The sequence below is a fragment of the Amycolatopsis sp. NPDC033938 genome, assembly GCF_055575975.1.
On sequence record NZ_JBVIRO010000019.1, the window covers coordinates 1 to 20,595 of the forward strand.

The 20,595-nt window shown below is 68.8% G+C and carries 22 protein-coding genes; 14 read left to right on the forward strand and 8 right to left on the reverse strand.

Features of this window, described 5'->3' with window-relative positions; all coding sequences use genetic code 11:
- Window positions 1-237: 237 nt before the first annotated feature.
- Window positions 238-951 carry an aspartate/glutamate racemase family protein gene (locus tag ACZ5ZX_RS33590; RefSeq protein WP_465506013.1) on the reverse strand — a complete coding sequence of 238 codons (714 nt, stop codon included), beginning with the start codon at window positions 949-951 and terminating at the stop codon, window positions 238-240.
- Window positions 951-2,393: an NCS1 family nucleobase:cation symporter-1 gene (locus ACZ5ZX_RS33595; protein WP_465506014.1), complete on the reverse strand. Its 1,443-nt coding sequence runs from the start codon at window positions 2,391-2,393 to the stop codon at window positions 951-953. Before ACZ5ZX_RS33595 ends, ACZ5ZX_RS33590 begins: the two co-directional genes overlap by 1 nt.
- A gap of 158 nt (window positions 2,394-2,551) precedes the next feature.
- On the opposite strand from ACZ5ZX_RS33595, the gene ACZ5ZX_RS33600 reads away from it, so the two are divergent.
- Window positions 2,552-3,229 (forward strand): GntR family transcriptional regulator, encoded by a 678-nt coding sequence (locus ACZ5ZX_RS33600; RefSeq protein WP_465506015.1) that lies wholly within the window; start codon window positions 2,552-2,554, stop codon window positions 3,227-3,229.
- Window positions 3,230-3,241: 12 nt separating this feature from the next.
- Here ACZ5ZX_RS33600 and aroA read toward each other — a convergent pair whose 3' ends face one another.
- Window positions 3,242-4,525, reverse strand: a complete 1,284-nt coding sequence (gene aroA, locus ACZ5ZX_RS33605) for a 3-phosphoshikimate 1-carboxyvinyltransferase (RefSeq protein ID WP_465506016.1) — start codon at window positions 4,523-4,525, stop codon at window positions 3,242-3,244.
- Window positions 4,526-4,613: 88 nt separating this feature from the next.
- On the opposite strand from aroA, the gene ACZ5ZX_RS33610 reads away from it, so the two are divergent.
- Both ACZ5ZX_RS33610 and ACZ5ZX_RS33615 read left to right on the forward strand, forming a co-directional pair.
- Window positions 4,614-6,314 carry a CTP synthase gene (locus tag ACZ5ZX_RS33610; RefSeq protein ID WP_465506017.1) on the forward strand — a complete coding sequence of 567 codons (1,701 nt, stop codon included), beginning with the start codon at window positions 4,614-4,616 and terminating at the stop codon, window positions 6,312-6,314.
- Window positions 6,311-6,946, forward strand: a complete 636-nt coding sequence (locus tag ACZ5ZX_RS33615) for an NUDIX domain-containing protein (protein ID WP_465506018.1) — start codon at window positions 6,311-6,313, stop codon at window positions 6,944-6,946. The genes ACZ5ZX_RS33610 and ACZ5ZX_RS33615 overlap by 4 nt, the downstream gene beginning before the upstream one ends.
- 277 nt (window positions 6,947-7,223) lie before the next feature.
- Here the strand turns inward: ACZ5ZX_RS33615 and ACZ5ZX_RS33620 are convergent, their stop codons facing one another.
- Window positions 7,224-7,709: a DUF1707 domain-containing protein gene (locus ACZ5ZX_RS33620; RefSeq protein ID WP_465506019.1), complete on the reverse strand. Its 486-nt coding sequence runs from the start codon at window positions 7,707-7,709 to the stop codon at window positions 7,224-7,226.
- 117 nt (window positions 7,710-7,826) lie between these two features.
- Here ACZ5ZX_RS33620 and xerD point away from each other — a divergent pair, with 117 nt between their 5' ends.
- From xerD to ACZ5ZX_RS33655, 7 genes are all read left to right on the forward strand, one after another.
- Window positions 7,827-8,729 (forward strand): site-specific tyrosine recombinase XerD, encoded by a 903-nt coding sequence (gene xerD / locus ACZ5ZX_RS33625; protein ID WP_465506132.1) that lies wholly within the window; start codon window positions 7,827-7,829, stop codon window positions 8,727-8,729.
- Between the two features lie 161 nt (window positions 8,730-8,890).
- Window positions 8,891-9,838, forward strand: a complete 948-nt coding sequence (locus tag ACZ5ZX_RS33630; RefSeq protein WP_244162326.1) for a ParA family protein — start codon at window positions 8,891-8,893, stop codon at window positions 9,836-9,838.
- Window positions 9,835-10,260 carry a cobyrinic acid a,c-diamide synthase gene (locus ACZ5ZX_RS33635; protein WP_465506020.1) on the forward strand — a complete coding sequence of 142 codons (426 nt, stop codon included), beginning with the start codon at window positions 9,835-9,837 and terminating at the stop codon, window positions 10,258-10,260. Before ACZ5ZX_RS33630 ends, ACZ5ZX_RS33635 begins: the two co-directional genes overlap by 4 nt.
- Window positions 10,260-11,195, forward strand: a complete 936-nt coding sequence (locus tag ACZ5ZX_RS33640; RefSeq protein ID WP_465506021.1) for a segregation and condensation protein A — start codon at window positions 10,260-10,262, stop codon at window positions 11,193-11,195. The genes ACZ5ZX_RS33635 and ACZ5ZX_RS33640 overlap by 1 nt, the downstream gene beginning before the upstream one ends.
- Window positions 11,192-12,016 (forward strand): SMC-Scp complex subunit ScpB, encoded by an 825-nt coding sequence (scpB, locus tag ACZ5ZX_RS33645; protein WP_465506022.1) that lies wholly within the window; start codon window positions 11,192-11,194, stop codon window positions 12,014-12,016. Before ACZ5ZX_RS33640 ends, scpB begins: the two co-directional genes overlap by 4 nt.
- The gene (locus ACZ5ZX_RS33650; RefSeq protein ID WP_037303202.1) at window positions 12,006-12,758 is read left to right on the forward strand and encodes a pseudouridine synthase; all 753 of its coding nucleotides are present in this window, start codon (window positions 12,006-12,008) and stop codon (window positions 12,756-12,758) included. The genes scpB and ACZ5ZX_RS33650 overlap by 11 nt, the downstream gene beginning before the upstream one ends.
- Window positions 12,759-12,864: 106 nt before the next feature.
- Entirely contained in the window at window positions 12,865-14,733 is a 1,869-nt protein-coding gene (locus ACZ5ZX_RS33655) for a Xaa-Pro dipeptidyl-peptidase (protein ID WP_465506133.1), read from the forward strand.
- Window positions 14,734-14,814: 81 nt separating this feature from the next.
- On the opposite strand, the gene ACZ5ZX_RS33660 is transcribed toward ACZ5ZX_RS33655, so the two are convergent.
- The gene (locus ACZ5ZX_RS33660; protein WP_465506023.1) at window positions 14,815-15,648 is read right to left on the reverse strand and encodes a class I SAM-dependent methyltransferase; all 834 of its coding nucleotides are present in this window, start codon (window positions 15,646-15,648) and stop codon (window positions 14,815-14,817) included.
- A 67-nt stretch (window positions 15,649-15,715) separates the two neighbouring features.
- Between ACZ5ZX_RS33660 and ACZ5ZX_RS33665 the strand changes: the two genes are divergently transcribed.
- Window positions 15,716-16,345: a TetR/AcrR family transcriptional regulator gene (locus ACZ5ZX_RS33665; protein WP_465506024.1), complete on the forward strand. Its 630-nt coding sequence runs from the start codon at window positions 15,716-15,718 to the stop codon at window positions 16,343-16,345.
- Window positions 16,346-16,369: 24 nt separating this feature from the next.
- Here the strand turns inward: ACZ5ZX_RS33665 and ACZ5ZX_RS33670 are convergent, their stop codons facing one another.
- The 3 genes from ACZ5ZX_RS33670 to ACZ5ZX_RS33680 are packed head-to-tail and all read right to left on the reverse strand — an operon-like array spanning window position 16,370 to window position 18,463.
- On the reverse strand, window positions 16,370-17,566 hold the full coding sequence (locus ACZ5ZX_RS33670; RefSeq protein WP_465506025.1) for a cation:proton antiporter: 1,197 nt from the start codon (window positions 17,564-17,566) through the stop codon (window positions 16,370-16,372).
- 6 nt (window positions 17,567-17,572) lie between these two features.
- Entirely contained in the window at window positions 17,573-18,055 is a 483-nt protein-coding gene (locus ACZ5ZX_RS33675; protein ID WP_465506026.1) for a cation:proton antiporter regulatory subunit, read from the reverse strand.
- A 15-nt stretch (window positions 18,056-18,070) separates the two neighbouring features.
- Window positions 18,071-18,463 (reverse strand): DUF4267 domain-containing protein, encoded by a 393-nt coding sequence (locus tag ACZ5ZX_RS33680; RefSeq protein WP_465506027.1) that lies wholly within the window; start codon window positions 18,461-18,463, stop codon window positions 18,071-18,073.
- 91 nt (window positions 18,464-18,554) lie between these two features.
- Between ACZ5ZX_RS33680 and ACZ5ZX_RS33685 the strand changes: the two genes are divergently transcribed.
- The 3 genes from ACZ5ZX_RS33685 to ACZ5ZX_RS33695 all read left to right on the forward strand — a co-directional run bounded on the left by ACZ5ZX_RS33685 (window position 18,555) and on the right by ACZ5ZX_RS33695 (window position 20,595).
- Window positions 18,555-19,133, forward strand: a complete 579-nt coding sequence (locus ACZ5ZX_RS33685) for a TetR/AcrR family transcriptional regulator (RefSeq protein ID WP_465506028.1) — start codon at window positions 18,555-18,557, stop codon at window positions 19,131-19,133.
- Between the two features lie 92 nt (window positions 19,134-19,225).
- Window positions 19,226-19,930 (forward strand): (d)CMP kinase, encoded by a 705-nt coding sequence (gene cmk, locus ACZ5ZX_RS33690; protein ID WP_465506134.1) that lies wholly within the window; start codon window positions 19,226-19,228, stop codon window positions 19,928-19,930.
- Entirely contained in the window at window positions 19,927-20,595 is a 669-nt protein-coding gene (locus ACZ5ZX_RS33695) for a lysophospholipid acyltransferase family protein (protein WP_465506029.1), read from the forward strand. The genes cmk and ACZ5ZX_RS33695 overlap by 4 nt, the downstream gene beginning before the upstream one ends.

Here is a 20,595-nt window from a genome sequence, read left to right on the forward strand (position 1 = left end):
GTTTGACTGTATTCTTAAGTCCGTGAAGGCCTCCTTGCCTACCTTCAAGGTAGGCAAGGAGGCCTTCACGGACTTCCCGCACCTCGTCGGCGGCCGGCTGTCGCTCGCATCGGGCCTTCACGCGCTTCCCCCGCGAGCCAGGGCCCGCAGGTGACGAGTAGGTACCTGAGAGAGGGTTCGCTCTAGCCCGCATCGCCACTCGAAATCACATTCGACACGCCACCTTTGCCTTACCCCTCACTGATTGCTGGGCCACAGGCGGGTTTTGGGCAGGGGACGGGCGTAGGAGCCGGCCCGGCTGGTCTTGAGGCCGAGGGTCACCAGGGATTCCGCCAGGCGGACGGCGGCCGCGACACCGTCGATCACCGGGATGTCCAGCATCGCGGAGATCCGCCGGTCCAGTCCCGTCATCCCGGCGCAGCCGAGGACGAGCACCTCCGCCCCGGCGTCGCGCGCCCGGCGTCCGGCGGTCAGCAGTGCCGACTCCGTCCGGCGTTCGTCGGTCAGTTCGAGTACACCGAGTCCGGCGCCCAAGACGCCGACGCAGTTCTGCGCGACTCCCGAGGCGTGCAGGCTGTCTTCGATGAGTCCGCACGTCCGGTCCAATGTGGTCACGACGCCGTACCGTCTGCCCAGCAGGCAGGCCAGATGCGCGGCCGCTTCGGTGATGTCGACGACCGGGACGTCGAGCAGTTCACGGGCCCCTTCCCGGCCGTGTTCGCCGAAACCGGCCATCACGAGCGCGTCGAAGGGTTCGTCCATGCCGTTGAGCAGGTCGAGGACGGCCGCCGCGCTCAAGAAGCTGTCCAGCCAGCCTTCCGCGGATTCCGGGCCCCACAGGGGCGTTCTGGCGAGGATCTCGGTGCCGGGACTCGCCGCGAGGCGGGCGCCCGCCTCGATCTCCTTCGTCATCGCCTCGGTGGTGTTGCAGTTGGTGACCAGGATCCGCATCAGGCGACCCGCTGCTTCCGTGACATCACCAGATAGAGCGCGGCGGCCGTCGCGGTGCCGATGAACCACGAGTACGGCGCCGCCGGGGCGAAATACGGCACGAGGGCGATGACCGCGGAAAGAGCCGCCGTGGGCAGGAAGGTGATCATCGCCAGCGGGTTCACGCCGTGTTTGTAGTGATAGGGCGAATCCGCGCCTGCCACGAACAGCTTGCCGACGTCGATCCGGCCCCGTTTCACGAGGTAGTAGTCGACGATCATGATCCCGAACAGCGGGCCGAGGAAGGCGCCGAGGCCGCCGAGGAAGTAGTTGACCACCGCGGGGGAGGAGTACAGCTTCCACGGCAGTACGCACAGCGCCGCGACCGCGCTGATCATCCCGCCGATGGTGAAGGTGATCCGTTTCGGCCAGATGTTGGCCAGGTCGTAGGCGGGGGAGACGAAGTTCGCGACGATGTTCACGCCCATGGTGGCGATGGCGAAGGTCAGCGCGCCGATGATCAGCACCGGGGTGTTGTCGATGCGGGCGAGCAGTTCCGCCGGGTCGGTGATGGCCTCGCCGAACACCTGCAGGCTGCCCGCGGTCACCAGGACCGACAGCAGCGCGAACGCCGTCGAGTTGATCGGCAGGCCCCAGAAGTTGCCGCGCCGCACCGTTTTCTGGTTCGGGGCGAACCGCGAGAAGTCGCAGAAGTTGAGCATCAGCGTGCCGTAGATGGACAGGATGAGACCGACGGCGCCGAACCACTGCCGCACCTGCTCCCCGGTGGACAACGACTTCGGGTTGCTCGTCAGCGAGATGTTCCAGTCCGCCGCGGCCAGGATCCACACCGCGAGCGCGATCATCACGACCCAGATGCCGGGGCCGCACCAGTCCTGGAATTTGCGCACCGCCTCCATCCCGCGCGTGAGCACCAGCGCCTGCGCCAGCCACAGCGCGATGAAACAGATCCAGCCGAGGGCGTGCAGACCGAGGAAACCGACCTCTGTCAACGGTTTCAGGCCTGGATCGATCGCGAGCACCAGCAGCGTGATGGCCACCGAGGCGAGATAGGTCTGAATGCCGTACCAGAAGATCGCGATGATCGCGCGGATCAGCGCCGGCAGGTTCGCGCCGAAGGTGCCGAAACTGATCCGGGCGACGACGGGGAAGGGGACGCCCGTCTTCTGCCCGATCCGGCCCATCAGGTTCATGCCGAAGTAGATGAGCACGAAGCCGGTCAGCAGCGCGGTGAACACCTGCCAGGCCGAGAGCCCGAGCACGAACAGGCCCGCCGCGAACGTGTAGTTGCCGAGGTTGTGCACGTCCGACATCCACAGTGCGAAGATGTCGTAGACCTTCCAGCGACGGTCTTTCGCCGGGGCGAGGTCGGAGTTCCAGAGCCGGGGATCGGGCTCGGCCGCGATGGACTTCGCGGACCGGGTGTCTGGGGCGGCGGTCATGCTGGCCTCCGGATCGACGTGTGACGACAAGCGCTGGTCGATTTGGTATCCCAAAATTTGGTATCCCAAATATCACCCCGCAGTGCCCCGTCGTCAAGGTTTCTGCCGATAAACTCGGGTTACGAGCTGTTACGGCTGTGTTGAGCGAGGGGGACGGAGTGGCCGAGGAAGGACCGCGGCAGCCGCTGGCCGCGACCCGGCAACGGGTCCGGGACGAGCTGCGCGAACGGATCCTCACCGGACGGTTGAAGCCGGGGGACAGGCTCGTCGAGCGGGAACTCGCCGAGGACCTCGGCGTCTCGCGGGTCCCGGTGCGCGAGGCCATCCGCAGCCTGGAGGCCGAAGGCTTCCTCGTCGTCCAATCGCCCCGGCGCATCGTCGTGCGCCAGCTTGCCAGGGCCGACGTCGAGGAGCTGTTCGACGTCAGGGAGGCGCTCGAAGGCCTCGCCGCGGGCCTGGCCGCCGAGCGGGCGGGCAAACCGGGACTCCGGGCGCTCGAACGTCTGCTCGTCGACGCCGCGCGCGCCACCGAAAGCGGCGACCCGGCCCGGATCACCCTGCTCAACACGCGGTTCCACGACGAGATCGTCGCGCTGGCAGGCAACGGCCTCCTGCACGAGATCCTGCGGCCGCTCGAAGGCAGACTGCGCTGGCTCACCAGCCAGAACGAGCACTGGGGCGAACTGCTCGACGAGCACCGCCGCCTCTACGACGCGATCGCTTCGGGCGACGCGGACCGCGCGCGGGCCCACGCCGTCGAACACGTGCGGGTGAATCGCGAAGTCACGCTACGGGCGTTGTTCCCCGAGGACGACGGCGAACGCTCCGCGGGCTGACTCGGACACGGCCTAAAGCATCGCGGTCCAGGCTTCGGCGAACCCGGGGTAGGTCTTCCCGACCGTTTCCGGGTTCTCCACCTCGATCCCTTCCACACGCAGACCCAGTACGGCGGCCGCCATCACCAGCCGGTGGTCGTCGTAGGTGCGGAACTTCCCGCCGTGCAGCGGGGCCGGGGTGATCCGCAGCCCGTCTTCGGTCTCGCGGACGTCGGCGCCGAGCGACGACAGCTCGGTGGCCAGCGCGGTCAGCCTGTCGGTCTCGTGGCCCCGCAGATGCGCCACCCCGGAGATGATCGACGGGCCCTCGGCGAAGCACAGCAGCGCCGCGATCACCGGGGTCAGCTCGCCGACGTCGTGCAGATCCAGTTCGACGCCGGGGATCGTGCCGCTGCCGGTGACCGTCAGCCCTGCCGCGTCGAGTTCGGCTGTCGCGCCGAGGACGGGCAGCAGGCTGCGGAGCCAGTCACCGGGCTGCGTGGTCTGCCGCGGCCAGCCCGCGATCCGCACCGTGCCGCCGGTCACGACCGCCGCGGCGACGAACGGGGCGGCCGTCGAGAGGTCCGGCTCGACGATGTATTCGGGGCAGGAAAGCCGCGTCGGCGCGACGTGGAACTCGGTGCCCTCGCGATCAACGGTGGCCCCGAACCGGCGCAGCATCTCCACGGTCATCGCGATATGCGGTTCGCTCGGCACCGCGCCGCCGACCAGGCGCACGGTGACCCCTTGCTGGAACGACGGCCCGGCGAGCAGCAGCGCGGACAGGAACTGGCTCGACGCCGAAGAGTCCAGATCGACCTTGCCGCCCCTCAGGCCGCCTTCGCCGTGGACGGTGAACGGCGGCGCCTCGCGGCGGTCGTCCTCGATCCGGGCGCCGAGACCGCGCAGTGCCTTCAGCAGCGGCCCGATCGGACGGCGGCGGATGGCCTCGTCGCCGTCGAACAGTGCCGGGCCGGTGCCCAGCGCGGCGAGGGCGGGCGTGAACCGGGCGACCGTGCCCGCGTTGCCCAGTTCCACCCGGACGGTCTCGTCGGGATGCACCCGGCCGTGGCCGAGCGGATGCACGAGGTAGCCGCCGATGCTGCCCTGCGAATGGGCGCCGAGGGTGGAGATGGCGCCGAGCATGAGTCGCGCGTCACGGGAGTCGAGCGGGGTCCGCACCCGCGTCGGCGCGCTGGCGAGCGCGGCGAGCACGTAGGCCCGGTTGGTGATCGACTTCGAGCCGGGGACGCGGATGTCCGCGTCGAGCGGGCCTTCCGCGACCGGTGCGGTCCAGGTGTCGTGCGCGTCTGTCACGTCGCGAGAGTAGCGGTTTTCCACTCCATCGGACGCTTGCGGCGTGGCCACTGAGCGCCCCGGCGGGCGTGCGATAAGGTGGAAGCCCGTGGGACTTCAGTCGCGGGCTACCAAGTATGTCTTTGTCACCGGAGGCGTTGCCTCCTCTCTGGGTAAGGGACTCACGGCTTCCAGCCTGGGTCAGCTCCTTACCGCACGTGGGCTCCGGGTCACGATGCAGAAGCTGGATCCGTACCTCAACGTCGATCCAGGCACGATGAACCCGTTCCAGCACGGTGAGGTGTTCGTCACCGACGACGGCGCCGAAACCGATCTGGACATCGGGCACTACGAGCGTTTTCTCGACCGGTCCCTCGACGGCAAGGCCAACGTCACCACCGGCCAGGTCTACTCCGAGGTCATCGCCAAGGAACGCCGTGGTGAGTACCTCGGCGACACCGTGCAGGTCATCCCGCACATCACCGACGAGATCAAGGCCAGGATCACCGCCGCCGCCGGCGCTGACGAGGACGGGAACAGCCCGGACGTCGTGATCACCGAGGTCGGCGGCACCGTCGGCGACATCGAGTCGCTGCCGTTCCTGGAGGCCTGCCGTCAGGTCCGCCACGACGTCGGCCGCGATCAGTGCTTCTTCCTCCACGTCTCGCTGGTGCCTTACCTCGCCCCTTCGGGTGAGTTGAAGACCAAGCCGACCCAGCACTCGGTCGCCGCGCTGCGCAACATCGGTATCCAGCCCGACGCGCTCGTCTGCCGCGCCGACCGCGAGCTGCCGGAGGATCTCAAGCGCAAGATCGGCCTGATGTGCGACGTCGACACCGAGGCCGTCATCGCCTGCCCCGACGCGCCGTCGATCTACGACATCCCGAAGGTGCTGCACCGTGAGGCGCTCGACGCCTACGTGGTGCGCCGCCTCGGGCTGCCGTTCCGCGACGTCGACTGGACCGTGTGGGGCGACCTGCTCGACCGCGTGCACAACCCGTCGGAGACGGTGCGGGTCGCGGTCGTCGGCAAGTACATCGACCTGCCGGACGCGTACCTGTCGGTGACCGAGGCGCTGCGCGCGGGCGGGTTCGCCCACCGCGCCAAGGTCCAGATCGTCTGGGTCGCCTCCGACAGCTGCGAGACCCCGGCCGGTGCCGCGTCCGCCCTGTCCGATGTGGACGGTGTGCTGATCCCCGGCGGGTTCGGCATCCGCGGTATCGAGGGCAAGGTCGGCGCGATCGCCTACGCCCGCACCCACGGGCTGCCGCTGCTCGGCCTGTGCCTCGGCCTGCAGTGCATGGTGATCGACGCGGCGAGGAACCTGGCCGGGATCAAGGACGCGAACTCGGCCGAGTTCGACGACACGAGCGCGAACCCGGTCATCTCCACGATGGCCGACCAGCGTGACGTCGTCGCGGGCGAGCGCGACATGGGCGGCACGATGCGGCTCGGCGCCTACGTCGCCAAGCTCAAGCCGGGCTCGCAGGTCGCGAAGGCGTACGGCAGCAACGAGGTCTCCGAGCGGCACCGTCACCGCTACGAGGTCAACAACGCCTACCGCAAGCGCCTTTCCGAGGCCGGTCTGGTGTTCTCGGGCACCTCGCCCGACGACCGGCTGGTCGAATTCGTGGAGCTGCCCGCCGACAAGCACCCGTTCTTCGTCGGCACCCAGGCGCACCCGGAGCTCAAGAGCCGCCCGACCCGGCCGCACCCGCTGTTCAGCGCGTTCGTGAAGGCGGTCGTGGACCGCAAGGTCGCCGAGCGGCTCCCGGTCGAGCTGGCCGAAGCACCCGCGGTGGCGAGGTGACCGAGCCCGGTAAGCACGAGTTCACCGTCGCGTCCACAAGGGACGTCCACATCGGACGGGTCGTGGGACTGCGGGTCGACGAGGTCGTGATGCCCGGCGGCGGCACGGCCCGCCGTGAGGTCGTCGAGCACCTCGGCGCGGTCGCCGTCGTCGCGCTCGACGGCGAAGGCGTGGACAGCACGGTCACGCTGATCCACCAGTACCGCCACCCGATCGGGCGGCGGCTGTGGGAACTGCCCGCCGGACTGATCGACAAGGCGGGGGAGGACCCCGTCGGCGCGGCGAAACGCGAGCTGGTCGAGGAGGTCGGGCTCAGCGCCGAGCGCTGGGAGACCCTCGTCGACGTCGCGGCGTCTCCGGGGTTCACCGACGAGGTCGTCCGGGTCTACCTCGCCCGAGGGCTGTCCGAAGTGGACAGGGAGGTCCTCGGTGAGGAGGAGGCGGATCTCGTGATGCGGAAGTTCCCGCTCACCGAGGCCGTCCGGATGGCGCTGGCCGGTGAGCTGGTGAACGGGGCGACCGTCGGCGGCGTGCTGGCCGCGCACGCGGTGCTTTCGGGCGCGGCTTCGGCTCGTCCGGCGGACGCGCCTTGGGAGGACCGGCCGACGAAGTTCGCTTCGCGCGGTCTCTAACGGCTTCGCGCGCTATGAAAGGTCCTTTCCTTGCAAAATTTGCAAGGAAAGGACCTTTCATTGCAGTCTCGGGGGGGCAGAGTGAAGTCGTAACGCGCGTGCTCAGACACATCACCCAGGCCGCCGCCCACCCGAACACGCCACTTTTGCCTTATTTCCGCATGGAACCCGACTTTGCCGGGCCCCTGACCTTGAGGGTAGGGAAGGGGGCCTTCACGGACCTGCCGCTACCGGGCGCACCGCCCTTGCCGCTGACGGGGAGCCAGTTCCGAGGGGCTCAGTCCCGGAGACGGCGGCCTTGCGCGTCGGTGCCGCCGTTCGCCAGCAGCACGATCCCGTCGATCATCGGCCAGACCGCCCCGATGCCGCAGGTGAACACCACGACCGCCAGTTGCCCCAAAGCGAGTCCGACATGCCCGGTGTAGAACCGCCCGATCCCGAACGGCAGCACGATCTGCAGCACCCCGGCCGCGATTTTCGACTTCGGTGAGTACGGCAGGACCGCGACGGGCTGCTGGTACACGGGCACGAACGGCGGCGGGTCGAACCGCGGCGCCAGGTACCGGGGATGCGGGGCGGGCAGGTCCTGGAACAGCGGCCGGAGTTCGCCGAGCGTCACGGCCTCGTACGCGGCGAGGACACGACCCTCGTACTCGTCGGGCGTGATCCTCCCCTGGCTGTAGTGGTCGGCGAGCAGCCTTGCCGCCTCCTCGCGCTCGGCGGTGCCGACGCGCATCTCGTCCGGGTCCGGTTGCTGGGACATGGTCCCAAGGTAGCCCGTTTCACACCCGCGACGCGGCGAGCGCGGCGCCACCAAGAAGTTCTTGGTGGGGCCTAGAGTGGCCGTGTGTCACGGGCTGGGGGTGCCGGAGTCGCCCAGGTGGTCGCCGCTTACCTCGACCATCTGGTGGTCGAGCGCGGAACCGCGAGGAACACCCTCGACAGCTACTCGCGCGATCTGCGCCGGTACACCGCGTACCTCGATGACGCTCACGTCGAACGCTTCGCCGACGTCACCCCGGCGCACATCACCTCGTTCGGCGCGGCTTTGCGCGAAGGCGACGAAGAGCATCGGCCGCTCGCCGCGTCCTCGGCGGCTCGCGCGCTCGTCGCGGTGCGGGGGCTGCACAAGTTCGCGCACGCCGACGGCATCACCGAAAGCGACCCGGCCCGCGACGTCCGGCCGCCCGCGGCGGCGAAGCGGCTGCCCAAGGCACTGCCGGTGCACGAGGTGCTGAAACTCCTGGAAACCCCGCCACCGGAAGGCGAGCGCTCACTCCGGGACCGGGCGTTGCTGGAACTGCTCTACTCGACCGGCGCACGGATCTCCGAGGCCGTCGGACTCGACGTCGACGACATCGACGACGCCGAACGGACCGTGCTGCTCGACGGGAAGGGCGGCAAACAGCGCATCGTCCCGATCGGCCGCCCCGCGCTCGAAGCGGTGCACGCCTACCTCGTCCGCGCGCGGCCGGTGCTCGCCACCCACGGCAGGGGGACACCGGCGATGTTCCTCAACGCCCGCGGCTCCAGGCTTTCCCGGCAGAGCGCGTGGCAGGTTCTCAAGGACACCGCGGAAGCCGCGGGCATCAAGGCGGGTGTCTCCCCGCACACGTTGCGCCATTCCTTCGCCACGCATCTGCTCGAAGGCGGCGCCGACGTCCGCGTCGTACAGGAACTGCTCGGTCACGCTTCGGTGACCACCACTCAGGTGTACACGCTGGTCACGGTCAACACGCTCCGCGAGGTTTACGCGACAGCACATCCCCGCGCGCTGGGTTAATCGACCCGATCGGCCCCGGCGAGCCGCTTTGGCTCGATTCGCGATCCGCGCATAGGCTGCCGGAGACCTAGCCGAAGAGGAGCTTTCGCGCCATGTCGACACCGAACGAGCCGGCGAAGCCGTCCGCGTCCGCCGGTTCGGCTGCGGCGAGCCTCAGCCAGGTGACCATCGCAACCCCCGCCGAACACGACGGCGACGAACCGTCGGAGGACACGATCTCTTCCCGTGGCCGTAAGGCCAAGCGCGCCAAAGAAACCAAGCAACAAGAACTCGAGAGGGAAGGCATCGGCCCGACCGGCCGCCCCCTCCGCGAGATCCCCGAACCGCCGGTTCTGGAACGGCACGGCCCCGCGCTGGTGATGGCCATGTGCAACCAGAAGGGTGGCGTCGGCAAGACCACCTCGACCATCAACCTCGGTGCGGCGCTCGCCGAATGCGGCCGCCGGGTGCTGCTGGTCGACTTCGATCCACAGGGCGCGCTCTCGGTCGGCCTCGGCATTCAGCCGCACGAGCTGGACCAGACGGTCTACAACGTCATCATGGAGCGCTCGGTCAGCATCACCGACGTCATCCGGAAGACCCGGGTGGACGGCGTCGACCTGCTGCCGAGCAACATCGACCTGTCCGCGGCCGAGGTCCAGTTGGTCGCAGAGGTAGGACGCGAACACACTTTGTTACGGGTCCTTCGTCCGGTCATGAACGACTACGACTATGTTCTTGTCGACTGCCAGCCCTCGCTAGGCCTGCTGACGGTGAACGCACTGACCGCCGCGGACGGTGTGATCATCCCGCTGGAGTGCGAGTTCTTCAGTCTGCGAGGCGTAGCGCTCCTGATCGACACCATCGAGAAGGTGCAGGAACGCCTCAACCCCAAACTGGACATCACGGGGATTCTCGCCACCATGTACGACCCGAGAACCCTGCACTCGAAGGAGGTCATGGCGAGAGTGGTGGAGGCATTCGGCGACATCGTGTTCGACACGGTGATCAACCGCACCGTGCGGTTCCCCGAGACGACAGTCGCGGGCGAGCCGATCACGACCTGGGCCCCCAAATCAGCCGGCGCGGCAGCCTATCGCGCGCTGGCCCGCGAGGTGATCGCCCGGTGAGCAGGCGAGCTTCCCTGCCCGGAGCGTCCGAACTTTTCAGGATCACCTCCAGCCCCGCCCTCGATCTCCCGCCCGCGCCCGCGCAGCCCGCCCCCTCGACGGGGAACGGCAACGGGAACGGTTCGGCGGACGGGGACGGGCAGGCCCACAAGGAACAGCTGACCCGTGCCGCGCGCAGCGGTTCGGGGCGGACCAAACACGACGCGAAGATCACCGTCTACGTCTCCGGCGACGAACTGCTGGCGATGGAGCAGGCCAGGCTGAACCTCCGGGCGAAGCACGGGCTCGTGCTCGATCGCGGCAGGCTGGTCCGCGAGGCGGTGGCCGTGCTGCTGGCCGATTTCGACGCGGCCGGTGAGGAGTCGGTCCTCGTCCAGCGCTTGCGGGCGGGCACCGAGGACGGGAAAGAGACCGAGAACTGATGGACGATCCGGCGGCGGCCGCGCACAGCGGCCCGGAGCCGGTCGAGCGGGCGGCAGCGGACGAGACCCCCGTCGTGCACGAGACCGTGCACGGCGGGATGGTCCCCGAAGGACTGGCCAACGAAGAGCTGAGCACGTCCAAGTTCAAGGTGAACCTGGCGAACTTCCAGGGCCCCTTCGATCTGCTGCTCCAGCTGATCTCGCAGCACCAGCTCGACGTCACGGAAGTGGCACTACACCAGGTCACGGACGATTTCATCGCCTACACCCGCGCGCTCGGCACGGAATGGAACCTCGACGAGACGACCGAGTTCCTGGTCATCGCGGCCACCCTGCTCGACCTCAAGGCGGCGCGGCTCCTGCCCGCCGCGGAGGTGGAGAGCGAAGACGACCTCGCCCTGCTCGAGGCACGGGACCTGCTGTTCGCGCGCGTGCTGCAGTACCGGGCGTACAAGCAGGTCGCGGCGCTGTTCGGTGAGCTGGAGGCGGGCGCGCTGCGACGCTATCCGCGGTCGGTCGCGCTCGAAGACCGGTTCATGGGGCTGTTGCCCGAGGTGATGCTCGGCGTCGACCCGGCGAAGTTCGCCGAGATCGCGATCGCGGTCTTCCGGCCGAAACCGCCGCCGACGGTGTCCATCGCGCATATCCACATGGGCCGGGTCTCGGTGCGCGAGCACGCCGCGCTGCTGCGGCTCAAGCTCGCGGAACGAGGCGAAGCGACCTTCAGCGAGCTCGTCGAGGACTGCGAGCACACCGTCGAGATCGTGGCGCGGTTCCTCGCGCTGCTGGAGCTGTACCGCGAGGCGACGGTCCAGTTCGAGCAGCTGGAGGCACTCGCCGAACTGCACGTGCGCTGGACCGGCGGGTCCGTGGCGGAGGCGTCGGTGGCGGCCGAACACGACCGCGCCGTCGCGGAGGACGAGGAGTACGGGTGATTCCCGAAGAGACCGAAAGCCCCGAAGAGAGTGAAGGCGCCGAGGTGAGCGAGAGCGCTGAAGCCTCCGAGACCGAAGCCTCCGAGACCGAAGCCTCCGAGACCGAGGATGGGCTGAAGGCTCCCATCGCCGAGTCCGATGAGGCGAAGGACGCTTTCGGCGCGTCCGATGAGGTGAAGGACGCTTTCAGCACGTCCGAGACCGAAGGGGAGGCGGGAGAGGCGGAGCCGCCCGCCGACGAGGGGCTCGTGGCGGCGGGCGCCGGGGACTATCCCGACCTCACCTCCGACGAGGCGCTCGAAGCCGCCCTCGAAGCGTTGTTGCTGGTCGTGGACTCGCCGATCAACGAGGAATCGCTCGCCGAGACCGTCGGCCAGCCCGAGTCGCGGGTGACCGTCGCGCTGCGCACGATGGCGCAGAAGTTCACCGACCGATCCAGCGGAATCGACCTGCGCCGCGTCGGCGAAGGGTGGCGGTTCTACACTAGGGACGTCTATGCCCCGTTCGTGGAGAAGCTTCTGCTCGACGGCCAGCGTTCCAAGCTGACGCGAGCCGCTCTGGAGAGCCTCGCCGTGATCGCCTATCGGCAGCCGGTGACCAGGGCCAGGGTCGCCGCCGTCCGAGGGGTGAACGTGGACGGGGTGATCAGGACGCTGCTGGCACGCGGCCTGATCGAGGAGATGGGGACCGACCCCGAAACCACTGGCACGCTGTACGTGACGACCGAGCTGTTCCTGGAGCGACTGGGCCTGTCGTCCCTGGCCGACCTTCCGCCCATCGCTCCGTTGCTACCCGAAGTGGACACCATCGATGACATCTGACCCGCATCCCGACGGCATTCGGCTGCAGAAGGTCCTTTCGCAGGCCGGCGTCGCCTCCCGGCGCGCGGCCGAGGACCTGATCGTGCGCGGTCGCGTGAGCGTGGACGGCAAGGTGGTCACCGAACTCGGCCGCCGGGTCGATCCGGACAACTCCGTGATCCACGTGGACGGCACCCGCGTCCAGGTCCGCGAGGACCTCGTCTACCTCGTGCTGAACAAGCCCAAGGGCGTGCACAGCACGATGAGCGACGACCGCGGCCGCCCCTGCGTCGGCGACTACCTGCGCGGCCGGTACGAGGAGACGCCCGGCATCGTGCACGTCGGCAGGCTCGACGAGAACACCGAAGGCCTGCTGCTGCTCACCAACGACGGCGACCTCGGTCACCGGCTGATGCACCCGTCGTTCCAGGTGCTCAAGACCTACTTCGCCGAGGTCGAGGGCATCGTCCCGCGCGGGCTCGGCAAGGAACTACGGGCGGGCTTCGAGCTGCCGGACGGCATCGTCAAGGTCGACCAGTTCCGGGTCAAGGACATGCTGGCCGGACGGACCCAGATCGAACTGGTCATCCACGAGGGCCGCAAGCACATCGTGCGGCGGCTGATGGCGGCCACCGGGCATCCGGTGCGCAAACTGGTCCGGACCGCGCTCGGCGACGTGCAGCTCGGTGCCCAGCGGTCGGGCTCGATCCGGCGGCTCAACCGCGGTGAGGTCGGTTCGCTCTACCGCGCTGTCGATCTGTAAGCCCGGAAGGTAAGACTTTCCGCTCTACTGCCCACGCGATCATCGCGTTTAGCTCTCCTTGACGGGCTTTCAGCCGACGGGGAAGGGCTCAACCGTGAAAACTGTTGTGCTGGCAGGGATTCTGGCGGTCGCCGCGGCCGTGGTCGCGGCGCCGCAGACCGCGGCGAAACCGCGGGGCAGCGAACCGGTCTACGACTTCGCCCAGGCCGTCCGCGAGACGGCCTGGGTGGACATCGGGCTCGACGGCGATGGCGACGGCCGCTCCGACCGGGTCGCAGCCGACATCATCCGGCCGAAGGAACCGGCGGCGCGGGGCACGAAGGTCCCGGTCATCATGGACGCGAGCCCGTACTACTCGTGCTGCGGCCGCGGCAACGAGAGCGAACTGAAGACCTACGACTCAGCGGGCAGGCCGGTCGGGTTCCCGCTCTACTACGACAACTTCTTCGTCCCTCGCGGATACGCCGTGGTGCTGGTGGATCTGGCCGGTACCAACAAATCCCGCGGTTGCACCGACATCGGCGGCCCGTCGGACGTCGATTCGGCCCGCAAGGTCGTCGACTGGCTGAACGGCAGGGCGAACGGGTACACCTCCGCGACCGGCTCCGCCAGGACGAACGCGACCTGGTCGACGGGCGCCGTCGGCATGATCGGGAAGTCCTACGACGGCACGGTCGCCAACGGGGTCGCGGCGACCGGGGTCGACGGGCTCAAGACCATCGTGCCGATCGGCGCGATCAGTTCCTGGTACGACTACTACCGCTCCGACGGCGCGAGCCTGCGGCAGGGCAGCCCGGCTGGGCTGGCGCAGACCGTCTCCCAGCGCAACGGCGGCCAGAACTGCGCCGCGGCCAACCGGAAGCTCACCGAAGGCGCGACCGCCAACGGCGACTACAACTCGTTCTGGCTCGACCGGGACTACGTCCAGAGCGCCTCGAAGGTGAAGGCCAGCGTCCTCGCTTCGCACGGCCTGGGCGACCTCAACGTCAAGACGATCAACTTCGGGCAGTGGTGGGACGCGCTGCGGGTCGAGCGCAAGGTGTGGCTGACCCAAGCCGGTCACGTCGATCCGTTCGACTACCGGCGGTCGGCGTGGGTGGACACCCTGCACAAATGGTTCGACCACTACCTGCTCGGCGTCGACAACGGGATCGAGAAGACCCCGGGCGCGAGTGTGGAACGCGCTCCCGACGTCTGGGTCGATCAGGCGGCGTGGCCCGCGGGGAGCGCGGTGACCCTGCGCCCCTCGGCCGGTGGCACCCCGGGCGTCGGAACGCTCGGCACCACCACGGGGACGGGCACGGCGTCGTTCACGGACTCGTCCGGCCAGTCCTCGAACGGCTGGGCGGCGCGGCCGACGGAGACCTCCAGCGGCCGTGTGCTGTTCAGCACCGGCGCGCTGGCGAAGGACCTGCACGTCTCCGGGACCGCGAAGGTGACGGTGACCGCGACGCCGTCGACGTCCACCGCGCGGCTCTCGGCGATCCTCGTGGACTACGGCCCGGCGACGATCCGGAACTACACCGGGCCGAAGGAGGGCATCAAGAACGAGGTGACGCAGTCGTGCTGGGGTTCGAGCGCTCCCGGCAATGACGCCTGCTATCTGGACACGAGCACCGACTCGGTCTCGGTCGGGCTGAACATCATCAGCCGCGGGTGGGCGGATCTGGCCAACTATCGGTCGCTGAGCCAGGAATCACCGCTGACGCCGGGACAGCCGTACACCATGACGTTCCGGCTGGCGAGTACGGATCACGTTGTCCCGCAAGGACATCAGCTCGCGTTGATCATCGGCGGGACGGACGGTTCGTTCATTTCGGGGCCGGCGCAGTACCCGAAGATCACGGTGGACCTGGGCAAGACCTCGTTGGCTCTGCCTGTCTCGGGTGCGGGACCGGCGGCTGTCGCGGCTCCGTTGCCGGTGGCTCCGGTGCAGATCGCTCCGGCAGGTGTTTCGGGGCTTGAGCGCGGCTAAGCGATGCTATGAAAGGTCCTTTCCTTGCAAAATTTGCAAGGAAAGGACCTTTCATAGCGCGCGGGGCCGGGAACTCAGGCTTCAGCGCCCGGCGGTGACGATCCAAACCCCACCGGGAATCCGGACCCCTCGCGGTGTCTCGAATTCGCCGATCGCGTCCCGTACCCGGTCACGGAGGCCCGCGACGGAGCCTGGGGCCAGGCCCCGCAGGTTGTACTGGATCGGGGCCATCGAGAAGACGAAGTCGGTCGCGTCGGCGGCGTCCGCGCCGAAGTTCATGTCCGCGTCCACCGGAGTGATCTCGATGTCGTGGAACCCCGCGGCCGTGAGGACTTCGGTGATCCGTTCGGGGGCCAGCAGGGAGCCCATCCCGCGTGCGGCGGGTGACGGCTCACGCAGGTAAGGCGTGAGCGCGGCGGTCGCCCTCGCGTAGGCACTGTCGACGTTGCCCGACCGCGGCCCCAGGAAGGCCAGCCTGCCGTGCGGCGCCAGCGCGTCGCGAAGGTGACCGAACGCCGCCACCAGGTCGGCGAAGAACATCACTCCACCCCTGCTCATGATGACGTCGAAGCCGGGCCCTTCGAACAGGTGGACTTGCGCGTCTCCCTGGACGAACTCGACATTGGCGATGTTCTCGGCAGCCGCGTCCAGGCGCGCCCTCTCCACCAAGGGCGCCGAAATGTCGATGCCCAGTGCGTGCCCACTCCCGGCCTTTCTCGCGGCCAGCCGGGTGGTGAGCCCGGCCCCGCAGCCCACATCCAGGACGGCATCGCCGTCGCGGATGTCCGCCGCCGCGAACAGCGGGGCGTTGAAGGCCTCCATCATCCCGTTGTAGCGCTCCGGCTGGTCTGCCCAGAGCCGTCCTTCCCAGCCGTTCCACGCTTCGGCCTGCTGCTGGTTGGCGATCGCTGTCATGCGACACCCCTCTTCGTCGTTACTAGAGTCGAACTCTAGTGGTTGACTCTAGAGATAGACTCCAGACATGAGTGGTGTCAAGGAGACCCGAGCCGGCCGGGCGGCGGAAACACGGCGGCGGATCATCGCGTCCGCCACGGAACTCTTTCTCGCCGACGGCTACGGAGCGACCACGCTTCAGCAGGTCGCCGACCGGGCGGGGGTGGCCGTCCAGACCATCTACTTCACCTTCCGCAACAAGTCGACCCTGCTGAAGGAAGCGGTCGACGTCGCCATCGCCGGCGACGACAGCCCGGTGGCGACGATGGACCGGCCATGGTTCACGGCGGTGGTGGACGCGCCGGACGCGCGGAGTGCCCTCACCGCTCTCGTCGCGGGCAGCCGAGCCGTGCTCGAACGGGTCGCGGCTGTCAACGACATGGTCCGCACCGCGACCGCCGCGCACCCCGAGTTGCGCGACCTCTGGCCGGATCGCGAAGATCCTCGCCACACCGTGCACGCCGCGGCGGCGAAGGCGTTGTCGGAGAAGCCCGGCGCCAAGACCGGTCTCGGCGCCGACCGGGCCGCGGACATTCTCTACGCGCTTCTCAGCCCGGAGATGTTCCTGATCCTCACCCGTGACCGCGCTTGGCCACCGGAGGTGTGGGAGCGCTGGGTGGGAGACACCCTGGCCGCACAGTTGCTTGAGCGCGGCTAGCGTGTCATGAGGGGAGAGGGCGCGTCAGCCGGTCTGTGAAGCGGGACTCTTCGACCCGAACGGCTTCCGCTGCAGAGCGCGTGCCACCGGCTCGACGATCCGCGCGGCCGTCGGGCCGAGGACCGCCATCAGGAGCACGTACGCCGTCGCGAGGGCCGCCAGTTCACCGGTCACGGCTCCCGCGGCCACCGCCAGCCCGGCGATGACGATCGAGAACTCACCCCGGGCGACCAGCGCGGCTCCGGCGCGAGCCCGGCCCATCTTCCCGATGCCCTGTCTGCGCGCGGCCCACCAGCCGGTGCCCACCTTCGTGAGCGTGGTCGCCACCGCCAGCACGACCGCCCAGCCGAGCACCGGCGGGATCGACGCGGGGTTGGTGTTGAGCCCGAACACGACGAAGAACACGGCGGCGAAGAGGTCTCGCAGCGGCTCCAGCATGTGTGTCGCGTTCTCCGCGGTGGAGCCGGAGATCGCGATGCCGAGCAGGAACGCGCCGACCGCGGCCGACACCTGCATCGCCGAAGCGAGACCCGCGACGAGCAGTGCCGCGCCGAGGACCTTGAGCAGGAACACCTCCCGGTCCGGGCTGTCCACCGCGGCGGAGACGTAGCGGCCGAACTTCAGCGCGATCACCAGGACGACGGTGATCACCATGAGCGAGATCCCGACCGCCTTCATCCCGCCGAGGAAGCTCACGCCGCCGAGCACCGCTGTCAGGATCGGCAGGTACAGCGCCATCACCAGGTCTTCGAACACCAGGATCGACAGCACCACCGGCGTTTCCCGGTTACCGAGCCGTCCGAGGTCGCCGAGCACCTTCGCGATGATCCCGGACGACGAGATGTAGGTGACGCCCGCGAGCACGATCGCGCCGATCGGTCCCCAGCCGAGGATGAGCGCGACGATCGCGCCCGGCGCGGCGTTGAGCACGATGTCGACGATGCCGGCCAGCCACGAGCGTTTCAGCCCGGTGAACAGTTCGGCCGCCGAGTACTCCAGCCCCAGCAGCAGAAGCAGGAGGACGACGCCGATCTCGCTGGCGAGGTGGGTGAAGTCGCCGATGTCGCCGAGCGGGATGAACCCGCCCTGCCCGAAACACAGGCCTCCGACCAGATACAGCGGGATCGGGGACATCCCGATCTTCCCGGCGAGGCGGCCCAGCACGCCCAAGCCGAAGAAGACCGCCCCGAGCTCGATCAACGCCAGTGCGGTGTGATCCATCCGCGATCAGCCGTACTTGAGGATCTTGACGGCGGACTCGAGGCCGTCGGACGTGCCGACCGCGACGAGGACGTCGCCCGCGGTGAGGTTGAAGTCCGGCGTGGGGGAAGGGTGGACCTGCCCGGCACGCATCACCGCGACCACCGAGACGCCCGTCCTCGTCCGCATGGCCGTGTCGCCGAGGGTGCGCCCGTCGAACGGCGACGACCCCCTGATCGGCAGCTGCTTGGTGTTGATGCCCGGCAGATCCCGGTGCTCCTCGGTGAGCTGGGCCACCAGCTGGGGCGCGCCGAGCAGGTTCGCCAGCGCGCCCGCTTCGTCGTTGGTGAGCGGAAGTGAGGCCAGGCAGGCGTCGGGATCGTCCGTTTTGGACACGATCAGCTCGACATGTCCATCGCGATGGGTCACCACGCCGACGCGGCGGCCGTTGCGAGTGGCGAAGTCCTTGCGGACACCTATTCCGGGGAGCGGGGTCACTTCGACGTTCACGCCGTCAACAGTAACTCACTGTCCGTTTTGCGCCGGGCGGATCAGGAACAGCGCCGAGATCAGGACCATCAGAGCGCACGTCGCGCCGTGGATGGCGAGCGCGGCGGCCACGGAACCGTTGTGGGTCAACACGATCAGCATGTCGCCGAACGGGATGAACGCCATCGCGAGCATCGCCCAGCCCAGTGCGCGGGCGTTCCGGAACAGCAGCAGCGCGAGCACCACGAGTGCGGTGCCGATGTCGCGGACACCCTTGACCGCGAGGATGGGGTCACCCGCCGACGGCATCACCGGCAGCCCGAAGCCACCCGTCTGGGTCTGCGGGAAGAACACGTAACCGCTGCCGAAGTAGAGGACGAAAAGCACGAGGGCGGCGGACAGGACGTAAGCGATCTTGATTCTGGTCATGGTCTCCGACTCCGAGAGCTAGCAGTGCTAGGAACGCTGCCAACGCTAGCGCTAGCAGTGCTAGCTTGTCTAGCGGTGCTAGGATATTCGTATGGTCATCAACCCCCGGCGCGAGCGGGACCGCTCGCAGCGTGAACAGCTGATCGTCACCGCCGCCCGCGAGATCGCCGAAGAGGAAGGCTGGGACGCGGTCACCACCCGGCGGCTGGCGGCGAAGATCGAATACAGCCAGCCGGTCCTCTACAGCCACTTCTCCGGCAAGGGGGCGATCATGGCCGCCGCGGCGCTCGAGGGCTGCACCGAAATGGCCGCGCACCTGCGGAGGGGAGCCGGGGCGGCGGAGGACTCGCGCGGTGCCCTGCGGCGGCTGGCCGAAAATTACTTCGACTACGCCGACCGTCATCCCGCGCTCTACGACGCGATCTTCACCCTCGCCACCGAACTGAACTTCGCCAGCCCGGACAGCCCCGAGCCGTTGAAGGACGCGTTCGGTGCCCTGTTCGAAACCGTGGGCCCGGTGGCGGGCGAATACGACCCCGCTCTCTACACCGAGACGTTCTGGGCCGCCTTGCACGGCCTGGTCACCCTCGAACGCAGCGGGCGGCTGCCCGCGCCCGCGCGGGCGGAACGTGTCGGCATGCTCGTCGACCGGTTCGCCGTGGGCGGCTGAGGCGGGTCGTTCGCCACCAGGCAGAATGGTCCTCGATCAGGTGAGCGACGAAGAGGCAGAGGAGAGTTTCGGTGGCGGGAGCCCTGCGTGGTGTGGTCGCGATGGACGGCCCGTCCGGAACCGGGAAATCCACGGTCTCGCGGAAGCTCGCGACGAAACTCGGTGCCGGATATCTCGACACGGGGGCGATGTACCGCATGGTCACCCTCGCCGTGCTGCGCGCCGGGGTCGACCCGGCCGACGCGCCTGCCGTGATCGCCGTCGCGGAGAAGGCCGAACTCGGCATCGGGACCAGCCCGGACGAAGCGACCGTGACCCTGGCGGGCGAGGACGTCGCCGCCGAGATCCGCGGCGCGGACGTCACCACCGCGGTGTCACCGGTTTCGGCAGTCCCCGCGGTCCGCGAACTGCTGGTCGCGCGGCAGCGTGAACTCATCGCCGAGGTGCTCGGCCGGGTCGGTGGCATCGTCGTCGAAGGGCGCGACATCGGCACCGTCGTCGCCCCGGACGCCGAACTCAAGGTCTTCCTCACCGCTTCGGCCGAGGTCCGCGCCGCACGCCGCAGCGCGCAGGACTCCGCGGCCGGCCGCGAGTCCACTGTGGACGTCGCGAAGGCGGCGGTGGAACGGCGTGACCGCCTCGACTCCACGCGGGCGACGTCGCCCCTGCGCGCGGCAGACGACGCCGTCGAGGTCGACACCTCCGCGCTGAACATCGACCAGGTGATCGTCGCGCTGGCGGAACTCGCGCTGCACCGCGGTCTGCTCGAAGGCTGCCCTGCGGAGGCGGCCAGGTGAGCGCGAAGGGACTGCCCGAAGGCGCCAGTGGCCCGATGCACACCTTCGGGCGCGGGATCTCGAAGTTCATCGTCCGGCCCGCGTTCCGGGTCCGGCTGCACGGCGGCGACCGGGTACCGGCGTCGGGTCCGGTGGTGTTCATCGCCAACCACAGCTCGATGGTGGAACCGCAGCTGCTGTTCGGAATGTTGTCGCGGCGCACGGCGTTCCTCGTCAAGGAGGAACTCTTCCGTGGGTTCGTCGGCTGGTTCTTCCCGAAACTGGGCCAGATCCCGGTGAAACGGGGCGCGGTGGACCGCAAACCGCTGATGACGGCGGTCAAGGTGCTCGAGGACGGCGGTGCGGTCGGGATCTTCCCCGAAGGCACCCGAGGCCTCGGTGACGCCGAAAACTTCGAGCGCGGCGCGGCCTTCCTGGTCCGCGCCGGGAACGCGACCGTGGTACCGGTCGCCACTCGGGGGACGTACAAACCCGCCGGCGCCAAGAGGCGTTGGCGGCCACGCGTCGACATCATGGTCGGCGAACCTTTCACTCCCGCCATCGGGAAGGGAAGGACAGGGCTGGAGGAGGGAACCGAGCGGCTTCGTGTCGCGCTCGCGGACCTCGTGAAGGCACTGGACGAATGGCGCTTGGAGCACGGGCTCCAAGACACGCGACAGGATTGA